10 protein-coding genes are annotated in these 12,229 nt (G+C 59.1%); 6 read left to right on the forward strand and 4 right to left on the reverse strand.

What is annotated here, in order from left to right; translation table 11 throughout:
• The first annotated feature begins 79 nt into the window (after positions 1-79).
• The gene (locus H4317_RS16300) at positions 80-571 is read left to right on the forward strand and encodes a hypothetical protein (protein ID WP_185887625.1); all 492 of its coding nucleotides are present in this window, start codon (positions 80-82) and stop codon (positions 569-571) included.
• Positions 572-592: 21 nt separating this feature from the next.
• Entirely contained in the window at positions 593-982 is a 390-nt protein-coding gene (locus H4317_RS16305) for a group III truncated hemoglobin (RefSeq protein WP_185887626.1), read from the forward strand.
• 78 nt (positions 983-1,060) lie between these two features.
• Here H4317_RS16305 and H4317_RS16310 read toward each other — a convergent pair whose 3' ends face one another.
• The 3 genes from H4317_RS16310 to H4317_RS16320 all read right to left on the reverse strand — a co-directional run bounded on the left by H4317_RS16310 (position 1,061) and on the right by H4317_RS16320 (position 4,182).
• Positions 1,061-1,369 (reverse strand): cupin domain-containing protein, encoded by a 309-nt coding sequence (locus tag H4317_RS16310; RefSeq protein WP_185887627.1) that lies wholly within the window; start codon positions 1,367-1,369, stop codon positions 1,061-1,063.
• A gap of 181 nt (positions 1,370-1,550) precedes the next feature.
• On the reverse strand, positions 1,551-2,603 hold the full coding sequence (locus H4317_RS16315; RefSeq protein WP_185887628.1) for a response regulator: 1,053 nt from the start codon (positions 2,601-2,603) through the stop codon (positions 1,551-1,553).
• Positions 2,581-4,182: a sensor histidine kinase gene (locus tag H4317_RS16320; RefSeq protein WP_185887629.1), complete on the reverse strand. Its 1,602-nt coding sequence runs from the start codon at positions 4,180-4,182 to the stop codon at positions 2,581-2,583. The genes H4317_RS16315 and H4317_RS16320 overlap by 23 nt, the downstream gene beginning before the upstream one ends.
• A gap of 173 nt (positions 4,183-4,355) precedes the next feature.
• Between H4317_RS16320 and H4317_RS16325 the strand changes: the two genes are divergently transcribed.
• Positions 4,356-4,682 carry a thioredoxin gene (locus tag H4317_RS16325; RefSeq protein WP_185887630.1) on the forward strand — a complete coding sequence of 109 codons (327 nt, stop codon included), beginning with the start codon at positions 4,356-4,358 and terminating at the stop codon, positions 4,680-4,682.
• Positions 4,683-4,987: 305 nt separating this feature from the next.
• Here H4317_RS16325 and H4317_RS16330 read toward each other — a convergent pair whose 3' ends face one another.
• The gene (locus tag H4317_RS16330) at positions 4,988-5,383 is read right to left on the reverse strand and encodes a hypothetical protein (RefSeq protein ID WP_185887631.1); all 396 of its coding nucleotides are present in this window, start codon (positions 5,381-5,383) and stop codon (positions 4,988-4,990) included.
• A 347-nt stretch (positions 5,384-5,730) separates the two neighbouring features.
• On the opposite strand from H4317_RS16330, the gene H4317_RS16335 reads away from it, so the two are divergent.
• The 3 genes from H4317_RS16335 to H4317_RS16345 all read left to right on the forward strand — a co-directional run bounded on the left by H4317_RS16335 (position 5,731) and on the right by H4317_RS16345 (position 12,137).
• Positions 5,731-9,879 carry a T9SS type A sorting domain-containing protein gene (locus H4317_RS16335; RefSeq protein ID WP_185887632.1) on the forward strand — a complete coding sequence of 1,383 codons (4,149 nt, stop codon included), beginning with the start codon at positions 5,731-5,733 and terminating at the stop codon, positions 9,877-9,879.
• Positions 9,880-10,078: 199 nt separating this feature from the next.
• Positions 10,079-11,431, forward strand: a complete 1,353-nt coding sequence (locus H4317_RS16340) for a T9SS type A sorting domain-containing protein (protein ID WP_185887633.1) — start codon at positions 10,079-10,081, stop codon at positions 11,429-11,431.
• A gap of 103 nt (positions 11,432-11,534) precedes the next feature.
• Positions 11,535-12,137, forward strand: a complete 603-nt coding sequence (locus H4317_RS16345) for a HupE/UreJ family protein (protein ID WP_185887634.1) — start codon at positions 11,535-11,537, stop codon at positions 12,135-12,137.
• Positions 12,138-12,229 lie beyond the last annotated feature (92 nt).

The following is a 12,229-nucleotide window of genomic DNA, read 5'->3' on the forward strand; positions in this document are numbered from 1 at the left end:
AACTGCCACCTTTGGGGTATTGTTCCGGGAGGCCGGGCCGGCGCTGCGCCCGGTCTGGCCTTCATTGCTGCTTGCGCTTATGCCTCGTTTTCACGCTACTGCTGCCTTGCTGCTGGTACTGTCCCTGTTTGTATGGGCAGGCTTGGTAGCGGGCATTTCCTTTCTGGAAGCCCCGCTCAAATTCACCGCGCCCGGCATAACGGTGCCGCTGGGGCTGGGCATCGGGCGCATCGTGTTTTCGGCCCTCAATAAAATCGAGCTGCTGCTGGCCGCTGTGGCCGTAGTCAGTGCGTTTTATCTGCGTGTGCCGGCCCACGTCGGCGCTACGCTGGGGATAGTAAGTGGCGTGCTGCTGCTCCAGACGTTCTGGCTGCTGCCGGCCCTCGATGTACGGGCGCTGGCGTTGCTGGCCGGCCATCCGGCTCCGCCCAATTCGCTGCACATGGTGTATATCGGGCTGGAAGTGGTTAAGCTGCTGATACTGCTACTTACCGGCAGTTGGGCGTTCCGGTGGGCGCTGCAGGCAGCCCGTGGGCAAACTCTCAACCGCCGCGCCCAGCAGCTTGCCTGATTTCCGTCTTTTTTTGTTATCATGTCTCTTCCCCTTCCCGATATTCAGTCTGAAGCCGATATCAAGCTCCTCGTCGATACATTCTACCAGAAAGTAAACGAGGATGAGCTGCTGAACCCAGTTTTCAACGGCTTTGCCCACGTCGACTGGGCGCGGCACCTGCCCATCATGTACGATTTCTGGAGCAGCATTCTGCTGGGCAGTTCGCGCTACCACGGCCGGCCGTTTCCCAAGCACATCCCGCTACCCATCGATGCCACGCACTTTCAGCGCTGGCTGGAGCTATTTGAAGCCACCCTCGACGAGCTGTTCGCGGGTCCGAAAGCGGAAGAAGCCAAGGTGCGCGCCCTCAACATTGCCACCATGTTTGAGTACCGTCTGCGCAAGCGCGACCCACTTTCGCTGCTATAAAGGCGCCATGCTTGTAACACAACAACGCCTCCACGAGCTACGCTTGTGGAGGCGTTTTGCTTGCCGGAGCGCAGCTGCTTACCGGTAAATCAGAATCCGAGCTGCTTCCAGGCAGGCCAGTGAGTGAGGCGCGCCAGCCGGAATAATGACATAGTCGCCGGCTGTAACTTCCGTGGGCGCATCTTCCTGCGTGATTATAAGCCGCCCGGCCAGCACCGTCACAAACACATCGACGGAGGCGTGGTGCGTGGACATTATTTCGCCGCTATGAAAGGTCTTGTAGATAACTTTTTGGCCATTTTTTTCCAGCAGCACAAGGGCCTTTTGCTCGCCGGCCGGGGTGTGGCTGCCAGCCAGCAGGCTGCCGCTTTTCAAAGGAGGATACATGCAGAGTTGGGTGAGGTGGAACGCAGACACACAGTAGCTACTGCGCTATGATGCCAAAGCACGACCTTCTGCAGAGACTTTCCCATGACGAATCTCAGCTTTCGGGCTGAGGTAGCGCTACGCTGTTGTCAGACGCCTCCCTCCTGCCACGGTACGGTGCGTACCCAAGCGCCCTAGTACCTTACCAGTGTGCCTGCCGCAGCTTTTCAGGGTGCAATACGCGGATGTTTTTGGGCGTCAGCTCTATCAGGCCATCCTGCTTGAACTCGCTGAGCGTCCGGATCAGCGACTCGGGCGCGGTGCCCACCATAGCAGCCATATCGTCGCGGGAAAGCTGAATGGTGGCATCGGTGGTGCCGCCCGCCTGCTCGTGCATGCGCAGCAGTGTATCGGCCACGCGGCGCCGGATGGAATTGTAGGCCATGCCCAGCAGCTGCTTTTCCCGCTCGCTTACGCGGCCCGCCAGCAGCCGGATAAACTGCTGCCCCACTTCCGGATTGCGCAGCAACAGCTGCGAAAAATCGTCGCGCGGGATGTACACCAGCTCCGAATCATCCACGGCCACGGCTGAGTCGGAATGCGGCGTGTGCTCAAGTAGCGGCAGGTAGCCGAAAAACTCGCCGGGACCATAGAGTCCCGTAATCAGCTCTTTGCCGCCGGCGGTGGCTTTCACGGTTTTTATCCGGCCGGCCTTCACAAAGTAAACCCGGGAAGGCTCTTCGCCTTCGAGGTAGATATCCTGCTTTTTGCGAATGGAGTACACTTTCCGGTCTGCCGACAGTCTTTCCAGGTTGCCCACGGCACGCGCATCGTCCAGAAACTCGCCCAGTCCTTCGCCCTGCAAATCGTACTCGGGCTTGAGATGCCGAAACCGGTTGAGGCGGCTAGTAATGGCGCTCAGCAGCTCGGTTTCGTCGAAGGGCTTGGTCAGGTAGTCGTCGGCACCCAGCTCCATACCGCGGCGCATGTCGGTGCGCTCGGTTTTGGCCGTCAGGAAGATAAACGGCACACCCGAAAGCTGCGGGTTTTGGTTGAAAATCTGTAGCACCCCGTAGCCATCCAGCACGGGCATCATAATGTCGCAAACCACCAAATCGGGCTTATGGGCTAGGGCCTGCTCCACGCCCAGCTTGCCGTTTTCGGCCGTCAGCACGTGGTAGCCGGCCAGCTCCAGAATTTCAGCGGTGTTTTCGCGGATAAACTCGCTGTCTTCAATCAGCAGGATGGTTTTCATAGGGAATGGTGATGTTGACGGAAGTGCCCACGTTTAGCTCGCTGTGCAGGGCAATAGTGCCGCCCATGAGCTCAAGGTAGCGCCCAATGATATAGAGGCCGAGGCCCGTACCGGGCACATTGGTAACATTGCGGGCCCGAAAAAACCGCTCAAACAGGTGCTCTTGGTCTTCGGGGGAGATACCGACGCCTTGGTCCTGCACCCGCAGCACCAACTGGCTCTGCCTGCAATCAGCCTGTAGCACCACCACGGAGTTTTCGCCGGAGTATTTGATGGCGTTGGACAATAGGTTGACCACTATTTTGCGCAGCAGCGAGGGGTCAATCCATATGGGGGCGGTGCACCCCATCTGCCGGTCTATGCGCTGGCCCGCTTTGAGCAGGCCCTGCACGTCGGACACCGTTTCGTCGAGTAATGCGGGCAGGTCTATGTTTTCGGGGTGAGCTTCAATCTTTCCTTCCTCAATTCGCCCCACCGACAGAAACTCTTCCAGAATGTCATTCAGATGATTGACGGAGGCCCGAATGCGCTGCAGGTGTTTCATGCGTTTGTCCTGCTGGTCGGTGCCGGGGTATTTCTCGATGAGTGTTGCGGAGGTGAGCACCGCCGTGAGCGGCGTGCGGAACTCATGCGAAGCCATGCTCACGAAGCGCGACTTTAGCTCGCCCAGTTCCTGCTCGGCGGCCAGCGCCTGCGTCAGTTCTTGGCTGCGCTGCTCCAGCTGTTCCAGCGTGTTCATCAGGGCGTGGGTGCGGTCGGCTACTTTCTGCTCCAGCTCCGTATTCAGGGCTTCTACGTGCTGGCGCTGCGCAATCAGCTCCCGCTCCGCTTCTTTCTTAAAGGTGATGTCGATGATATAGGCTACCACATACAGTTCCTCATCAAGGTGGAAATAGCTCAGGCTAACCTCCACCGGAAACACGGAGCCGTCTTTGCGCTGGGCCTGCAGGTCGCGGTTGTGGCCCATGTTGCGCACCTGCGGATTCGCATTAAAGGAGTGGCGAAGCTTTTCGTGCTGCCGGCCAGCGGCGTTGGGCACCAGCACTTCAATACGCTGCCCCACCAGCTCATTGGGCCCGTAGCCGAATAGCTGCTGAGAAAATTGATTGGCCGATACAATATTGCCAGGCTGGTCGCAGACGATGATGCCAATGGTGGCGTTGGCAAACACCGCCTCGAAGCGCCGCACGCTGTGGGCCAGTTCCCGCTCGGCTTGTTGCAGGCGGTTCTGTGGGGTAAGTCGCACCAGCACAAACGGCGTTGCTTCCATCTGAAAGCTGCTCAGCTCAATACGTGCCCAGAACGGCTGACCTTCATAAGGCATTATTTCCATCTCCGCTTCCTGCCGACCAAGCTCCCGGGCCTGCTCACAGAGTTGCTGCCACTGTTCTTCCGAAGCGCAGAGCTTGTGGGCCGAGCCAGTGAGGAAGTCCTGTTCGGAGGAATAGCCTAGCAACGCTGCTCCCGCGGCATTTACCTGCGTGAATTGTCCTAGTGCCGGGTCGTATAGCCCCACAAACTCCCTGGCTTGCGTGTAGAGCAGGTCAGCAAGGGCATAGTGAAAAGGCGCTGGAAGCATAGAATTGATAGAAAGCGGCAAGTGAAAGCCACGGCGGTAATACGGGGTGCAATATAAGTAAGTCGGGCCCGGGCAGGCAGCTGACAAAAGTCAGCCCACCGCTTGACGGCAGTCATCGGTGGCACGGGCAGGCAGCCGCTACTTTTACGGTTACACTTTTTAGCCTTCCTCTCATGTTTGCTTCCGTTCCTTCTTCCACGCAGGCCACCGAACCGGCAGTACTGCTGGTATTGCTGCCGATGGCTGCAGGAGCGACTAAGCCAGCATTTATGGCTTCGCTGGCGCGGTTGCAGCAGCAGTTAGGCGCGGCCATACGGGTCCTCAAAATTGAGGAAGCCAGCCACCCTACGGTGGTACACAGCTTTCAGACCACCGAATTGCCTGCTTTTGTGCTTGTGCGCCATGGTGTGGAGCTCTGGCGCCAGCAGGGCTTGCCCGAAGGCGAAACCATAGCCCCACTGCTTTTGAGGCAGTTGCGCCTAGCTGATAAAGAGGGCTAGAAGTAAAAACAAGATCATATAACAGCCCGAAGATGCCTCCAATGACAAATACCTAGTTCTAGGTATTTGTCATTGTCATTTAAACTTATATTTTTACAAAAAATTATTTACATAACACCATTTATAACATCCTTTTCCCCTCCCCATCTTTTGGTCCCTCCGCTCCTGTTCCCCCGTTTTGCAGGAGTGGAGGCACCATTAGATACAAGCACTCCTCTTCTGATTCTCTAGCGCCCATACGATCAACGGCCGCCCCCAACTAATGAGGGCGGCCGTTGGTCGTATGGGCGGCTGGTTGTAACAGTCTAATCTACATCTACTGCAAAGTGCTTGGCTTTGAGGCGGCGGCGCACATACTTCGGCACAGGCTTGCCCTGCTGATGCGCGGCTATTATTTCTTCCTCGCGCGTTTTGCTGAAGCGTACCAGCTTGCTGATGCCAATACCAGCAGGCACGCCCCCGAGTGCGGCAATACTAATAACTGCCCCGCCGGCATTGCCGCCAGAATCACCGCTGCTCAGGCCTCGTGCAATAGCGCCGGTAGCACCTATCCCGATAGCCGCAAATATGCCGCCGCCCGTCCGGCGCTGCTGAAACAAGTTCCGAACTGCCTGACTACTATCGGCGACGGGCGAAGGGGCCTGGGCGAGAGCAGCTGTAACATTCAGCAACAAGGTAGTTGCCAGTAAAAATGTGCGCATGAACTGAAATAAGGGTAAAAAGGATGAGTGCAAGTTGCCTATAAATGTAGGCTAGCAGGATAGTGTGCGGCAAGCACAACTGCCCAAAACGGCTCCTTTTCGAGCTGCCCTGTTATGGGTCAACTATAATTATATCCAGATAATACAAACACGTGGAAAAAGCGGCATCTTTACGAACGGCTTTGCCATACTACTCTACTACAGCCTCTCATTATCACACCTATTCTTTCTGATTAGCACTTATCAGACAGTCAAAGATTCACTCTATTAGTCCAGCACGCCCTCATGCGCAGTGCTTTTTGAGCCATTCCGCTTTTACCTTTTCTTTTCCCACCATTTTCCTGTTTATGTCCCACACTTTACCCCTTACAGGCAAGCCCGCTAGGCGTGTCTCACAAGCCGGTCTGCGTGGTCTGCGGCCTCTGATGGCGGCGGCCCTGGGCTTGCTTTCCATTACCGGTTCGTATGCGCAGCACCGTGCGTTAGCGCTGCCCGCTCCGGCTGAAAAAGCAATTCGACCGGCTGTTTCGGCTCCGGCAGCCTTGTTGCCTGCCAAGAAGGTGGTTGCAGTGGCCCAGCGCGGCCAAGCAGCCATTAGCTCCACCGCTACCGGTGGTAACTGGAGCGACGCTACCACTTGGGTAGGCGGCGTAGTACCTACCAGCGCCGACGACGTTACGGTGGCGGGCGGGGCTACCGTAACGCTGGATGTAGCGGGTAGCTGCGCCTCACTCACAGTGCAAGCCAATGCTTCGCTGCTGACTTCTGCTACCACGGCGTACTCGCTGCAGGTAGCCGGCAACGTGACCAACAACGGCACCCTGGACCTGAGCAGCAGCGCTACGCTGGGTTCTGACTTGCGCTTCACGGGGGCGGGCAATGCCAGCTTCACCGGCACCGGCACCACCGACCTGCAGACAGTGTCGCTGGCCAAGGCGGTACGCGCCGACATCGTGGAAATGAACCTGCCGACGCTGTCGGTGAAGGGCACGGCGGGCGGCAACGACGGTTTCCTGTTCACCCGCACCACTGGCACCACGCCAGCCGATGACATGACCGGCACCCTGAAAATTTCGGGTACGGCTACTATTAGCAACCGGGTGTTCGGCAACGCGGCCTCCTACATTATTCCGGCTACCGGCGGCTTCTGGCTGAACAACGCCAACTTCACCGTAACGCCCCAGACCGGCTCGCCTTCGGTGGCAGGTTTGCTGCGCATTTCGGCCGGCACATACAACGTTGGCGTCACTATCGGCAACTCGATTAGCTTCGCTACGGGCGCCGTGTTTACGATGGAGGGCGGTACGCTCAACTCGGCGGGCCGGGTAACGTCGTTTACCAGCGCCACGGCCGCGGCCGCCATTACCTTCAATATGAGCGGCGGCACCATCAACGCCAGCACCGTAGGCAACACCTCCGGTACGCCTTCGTTCGGCATCAATGGCACCACCACCATTTCGGGTGGTACCATCAACCTGGTGCAGCGGAGCACCGCCACCACGCCTCTTGACTATTATGTGGCTGGCACGTACAATTTCACGGGCGGTATGGTGAATGTGGGCACGGCCGCTACGGCCACCAACTTCGACTTCCGAATCCGGGGTACGGTTCCCAACCTCACCATCGACAACACCACCAACCCCAAGTCAGCCGTATTGCAGGGACAGACCAATGGCTATGGCACGGTACTGGTAACGCCGGGCGCTGGCCTGAATCTGAATGGTTTCCTGCTGTTGCAGCTTGGTTCTACCATCACTAACAACGGCACTCTGACCGGCACGACGACCGGTAGCACGCTCTACTTCGCCGGGTCGGTGCCCCAGACGCTGGGCGGCTCCGGCACCTTCACCACCATCCGTACCATTTCTGTTGACAACAACGGCGGCGGTGCCACCCTGACTGTACCCATCGTGACGACCCGCGTGAACATGTTCACCGGCAACCTGAACGGCACCAGCAACCTGACCATCGGCGATGCTTCGGCTATCTTCTTTGTTGTTCAGATTGGCGTTGCGAGCAATACCAATACCAGCGGCTCGTTCGCCTCGGCTCCTACGTTCAACATTGGTAGCGGCGCACTGCAACTGATTTACGCCCCCGAAGCCACGGCCCGCACCACTGGGTTTGAGGTTCCTGCTACCCGCATCGTTGATGTGGTAAGCATCAGCAACCCGGCCGGCGTAACACTGGCAGGTGGCAACCTGCTGGTTCCCGGCGTTTCTAACGCTTCGTTGCTGCTCACGGCTGGCATCCTGACTACCTCGGCGGCTAATACGGTCATCATTGGCCCAGCTGCCGGCGCATTTCCTACCGGTCTGGCTACTTCCTATGTGAAAGGCCCACTCGGTATTACGGTGAATAGCGCTACGGCTGTGAACCGCACGTTTGCCGTTGGCGACGCGGCCGGCTGGCGTCCGGTAGTAGTAACGGGCATTACCGCCGCTACTGACCAGACCTTCACGGCTACCGTGATACCTGGTGCTACGGGCGGCACCGGTGTTTCGCCGGTTACCAACCTGAACCCCACCCGCTATGTACGCCTCGAAAACTCGGCCAACCTGCCGGCTACGGCCCGTGTGCAGCTGAGCTACGGTGCTGATGATGTACTGGGCAACGCGGCCACGGCTACGGTAGCGCAGGCGGCTACGGCCAACGGCGCGTATGCTTCCATCGGTGGTGCAGCGGCTACTGTTCCCACTACGGGTATCGTATCTACCCTCGACCTGACGCCTGGCAACGACTTTTTCGTGCTGGCCAACACCGAAGGTGGTGTTCTGACCACGTCGGTAGCCAGCGTATGCGGCGGCACCAACTCGGGCACGCTCACGCTGGCCAGCAACATTGGCACCATCACGGGATATGAAGCCAACACGGGCAGCGGCTTCGCTGCCGTGCCCGGCACCAACACCGGCTCGACGCTAACGTTCAGCAACCTGACCACCACGACTACGTTCCGCGCCGTCATCCTGACGGCCGATAACCGCACGGTGTATTCTGCCCCCGTAACGGTGACCGTAGAAGCGGCTCCGACGGCCACGCTGACGGCTGCTACGCCAACCACGTTCTGCGGCCCCGGCACGCTCACGCTGAATGTGACGCCCGTAACCGGCGCTACCTATCAGTTCCTGCTCGATGGCGCACCCATCAGTGGTGCTACCAGCGCTACTTACACTACTACCGTATCAGCCAGCGGTGCTTACTCGGTGGTAGTAACCAGTGCCACGAGCTGCACCAGCACCTCGGCAGCAGTAGCCGTAACCGTGAACCCGGCGACGACGGCGACGTTCAGCTATGCTAACACTACGCTTTGCGCAGGCAGCAGCGCCGTAACGCCTACTATCACGGGCACTACCGGCGGTACGTTCAGCGCCACCACGGGCCTGAGCATTGACGCCACCACTGGTGCTATTGCGCCTGCTACCTCCACCCCCGGCACCTACACCGTGACCTACAGCGTGGCTGGTACCTGCCCTTCGTCGGCTACGGCTACCATCACCATCACGACGGCGCCGGTGGCTACGTTCTCTTACGCAGCGACTACCTACTGCGCTTCGGGCGCTGCCACGGCGGCTCCGGCATTCGGCACGGGCGCTTCGGCTGGCACGTTCAGCAGCACGGCGGGTCTGACGATTAATGCTACGACCGGCGTGATTACGCCCGGCACGAGCACGCCCGGCACCTACACCGTAACCAACACTATTGCTGCTGCTGGCAGCTGCGCTGCTGCTACGGCTACGGCTACCGTGACCATCTCGGCTGCTACCACGGCTACCTTCACGTATGCTAATGCCACGCTCTGCGCAGGTGGTACCACTGCCACTCCTACCATCACAGGAACTGCAGGTGGCGCGTTCAGCAGCACCACCGGTCTGACACTTAACGCCACCACCGGCGCTATCAACCTGAGCACAAGCACTGCCGGTACTTATGTTGTAACATATAGCGTTGCAGGCACTTGCCCTTCCACTGCTACGTTCTCGGTGACCATCAACGCCCGGCCGGCCCAGCCGACGGTGGCCCCGGCCTACAACGGCACGACCACCACGCTCACCAGCTCCAGCGCCACGGGCAACCAGTGGTACCTGAACGGCACGCTCATCCCCGGGGCCACCAGCCAGACGTACGTGGTCAACTCGGCCGCCCAATTTGGCCAGTACACGGTGGTCGTGACCAACGCCACCACCGGCTGCGCCTCGCTGCCTTCAGCCCAGCTACTGGTTAACTCCAGCGTTAAGGTGCTGGCCGGCTCCTCGCTGAGCGTGTATCCGAACCCAACCACCGACGGCAACGTGACGGTGGAGCTGAGCGGCTACACCAACGCCACCGAGCTGCACGTCTACAACGCCGTGGGGCAGTTGGTACATCACACCACGGCCGCGGGCAAGAGCGGCGTGCAGACCGCCACGCTGGACCTGCGCCAGCTGCCAGCCGGCGTCTACATCCTGCGTGCCCGCACCGAAGGCGGACTCGATGTGCGCCGCATCACCAAGCAATAGCAGCCATAGCGGCTACTTTCTAGCTTAGTCACGAAAGCCCCGCCGGTACTGCCGACGGGGCTTTTTGCTGGCCTTTAGTACTGCCCGACGGACGGTAGCGGCGCGACGCTTCCAATCATTTTTCAACTGGTTACAACCTTCTCTGCAGCCGGTAGCTCTACAAAGTACTTTTGCAGCTCACAAGTATTCATCTTCTCATATGCGTCTAATTAGACTCTGCTACGTGCTGGCCGCTGGCTTGCTGTTCCATTTTCAGGCCTCGGCCCAAACCAGCCAGCGCCCGGCAAACCATCTGGAAAACAGGCTAAAGAAGCTTCGTCCGGCCACTGTTGGCGGCCTGGCTGGCCGTAATTCGCAGCAAACCGTGAGCCGCCCGGGCCGCGCCGTGTACTACAGCTGGGACCCCAACACTCAGGCCTGGAGCACCAGCCCAGGCGTGGAAACCTACCGCTACGACAGCCGCGCCAACCTCACTCAGGTAACATATTCCGACTCAACAACCAACGCGCCAAGCATCCGCAGCACGTACAGCTACGACACCCAAAACCGCAATACGGAAGAACTGACGGAGCAATGGACAGCCACTGCCTGGGTGCCGGTCAGCCGCTACACGGCCACGTACGATGCGCAAGGCAACCACACGCAGCAAGTAGGGCAGACGCTACAAAACGGCACCTGGGTGACGACGGAAGGTTACCAGTTTCAAAACACCTACAACACGGCAGGCGTCATGACCGGGCAGATTGTCCAGCGGTTTCAGAACGGCGGATTCGTGAATGAAGGGCGCAGCCTCTACACGGTAGTCAACGGCCAGTGGACAGAAGTAGTGGAGCAGGAATGGGAAGCTGGCGCCTGGGTGAATGAGACCCGCTACACCGATATTCAGTGGGCCGACTGGGCCGCCCTGCAGCCGGCTTCGTATCGGGAACAGCGGTGGGAAGGTGCCTGGGACGATCAGGCGCGCTTCACGCATACGTATGCGCCTAATGGCACCGTCACGAGAGAAATAGAGCAGGCTACGGGCCCGGGCACCTGGGAGCTGGATGCTCGGCTCACCGACTCGTTTGATAATTTTGGCAACTACCTGGGGGCCCGGTTCGAAGAGTATCGCAACAATGCCTGGGTAATCGACTACGAGGAACGCAACGTGCTGCTCTACACGGCCACCAACGACGTGCGCCGCAGCACCAGCCAGGAGTACGACAGCTTCATCACCGGCGCGGGCTTCGAAAATCAAAGCCGCTACAACTACTCCAACTTCCAGAGCATTACGCTGAGCACCGCTTCGGCGGTATTGCTGGCCCAAGCCAGCATCTATCCTAATCCTACTGCTAGCGCCGCTACGTTCACGCTGTCGGGCCTCCCGGATAACGGACCGGTACAGGTGCAGGTATTCAACCAGTTGGGCCAGCCCGTACTGACGCGCACGACCACGCCCCGGGCGGGCACACTACAGACTTCGCTCAATGTGGGCGAATTGCCAGCGGGCCTATACTTGGTGCGGGCCACTACCTCGGCCGGTACCGTAGTGAAGCGTCTGGTGCGCGAGTAACCCGTTTTCTTTCCTTCAGTAGCAACGCCCCGGCCCGCCATGCGAGCCGGGGCGTTTTTTGTGCAGGCCCCACACATTTCCTGGCAGATAGTAGCTTTACGGTATGGCGTCCCTGTTTCAGACCTATCTCCAGCTCGGCTTCCACCATATCCTCAACCTGCAGGCCCACGACCATATCGTGTTTCTGCTGGCCCTGTGCGCTCCTTATGTGCTGGCCGACTGGCGGCGTGTGGTAGCACTGGTAACGAGCTTCACTATTGGGCATTCGCTCACGCTGGCACTGGCCACGCTGGGCGTGGTGCAGTATAGCGCCGGCTTCATCGAGAAGCTGATTCCGATTACGATTCTGATTACCTGCATCGTGAATCTGGTGAAAGCGGGACGAACTGAACCGCGGCTGGCACGCCGGTTGCGCCCCGAACCCGTTGTGCTGGCGCTTCCCAACCTGCTGGCCATTGTGTTCGGATTGGTGCATGGTCTCGGCTTTTCCAGCTACCTGCGTGAGCTGCTGGGCCAGCAAAGCCGCCCGGTGCTGGAATTGCTGGCGTTCAATGTGGGCGTAGAACTGGGCCAGTTGCTCATCGTGAGCTTCATTCTGCTGCTGGGGTTTCTGCTGTTGCGCGGTTTCGGCGTAAGTCGCCGCGACTGGCTGCTGGTTGTGAGCGGCGCCGCAGCCGGTATTGCCGTGGTATTGCTGCTGGCGTAATGCCAAGCGACACCAGGGCCCTGACGAGCCTGCACATATTTCATAGCCAGAATAGTATATGCAGCATACAAAGAAGGTGCAACGCCCGTCGT

Source organism: Hymenobacter sediminicola (assembly GCF_014250515.1).
GTDB lineage: Bacteria > Bacteroidota > Bacteroidia > Cytophagales > Hymenobacteraceae > Hymenobacter > Hymenobacter sediminicola.

Excerpts from the sequence above, each read along its gene's own strand:
- H4317_RS16310 (WP_185887627.1), bottom strand. The coding sequence starts at position 1,369 with ATGTATCCTCCTTTGAAAAGCGGCAGCCTGCTGGCTGGCAGCCACACC.
- H4317_RS16340 (WP_185887633.1), top strand. The coding sequence starts at position 10,079 with ATGCGTCTAATTAGACTCTGCTACGTGCTGGCCGCTGGCTTGCTGTTC.
- H4317_RS16325 (WP_185887630.1), top strand. The coding sequence starts at position 4,356 with ATGTTTGCTTCCGTTCCTTCTTCCACGCAGGCCACCGAACCGGCAGTA.
- H4317_RS16330 (WP_185887631.1), bottom strand. The coding sequence starts at position 5,383 with ATGCGCACATTTTTACTGGCAACTACCTTGTTGCTGAATGTTACAGCT.
- H4317_RS16305 (WP_185887626.1), top strand. The coding sequence starts at position 593 with ATGTCTCTTCCCCTTCCCGATATTCAGTCTGAAGCCGATATCAAGCTC.
- H4317_RS16320 (WP_185887629.1), bottom strand. The coding sequence starts at position 4,182 with ATGCTTCCAGCGCCTTTTCACTATGCCCTTGCTGACCTGCTCTACACG.
- H4317_RS16300 (WP_185887625.1), top strand. The coding sequence starts at position 80 with ATGCCTCGTTTTCACGCTACTGCTGCCTTGCTGCTGGTACTGTCCCTG.
- H4317_RS16345 (WP_185887634.1), top strand. The coding sequence starts at position 11,535 with ATGGCGTCCCTGTTTCAGACCTATCTCCAGCTCGGCTTCCACCATATC.
- H4317_RS16315 (WP_185887628.1), bottom strand. The coding sequence starts at position 2,603 with ATGAAAACCATCCTGCTGATTGAAGACAGCGAGTTTATCCGCGAAAAC.
- H4317_RS16335 (WP_185887632.1), top strand. The coding sequence starts at position 5,731 with ATGTCCCACACTTTACCCCTTACAGGCAAGCCCGCTAGGCGTGTCTCA.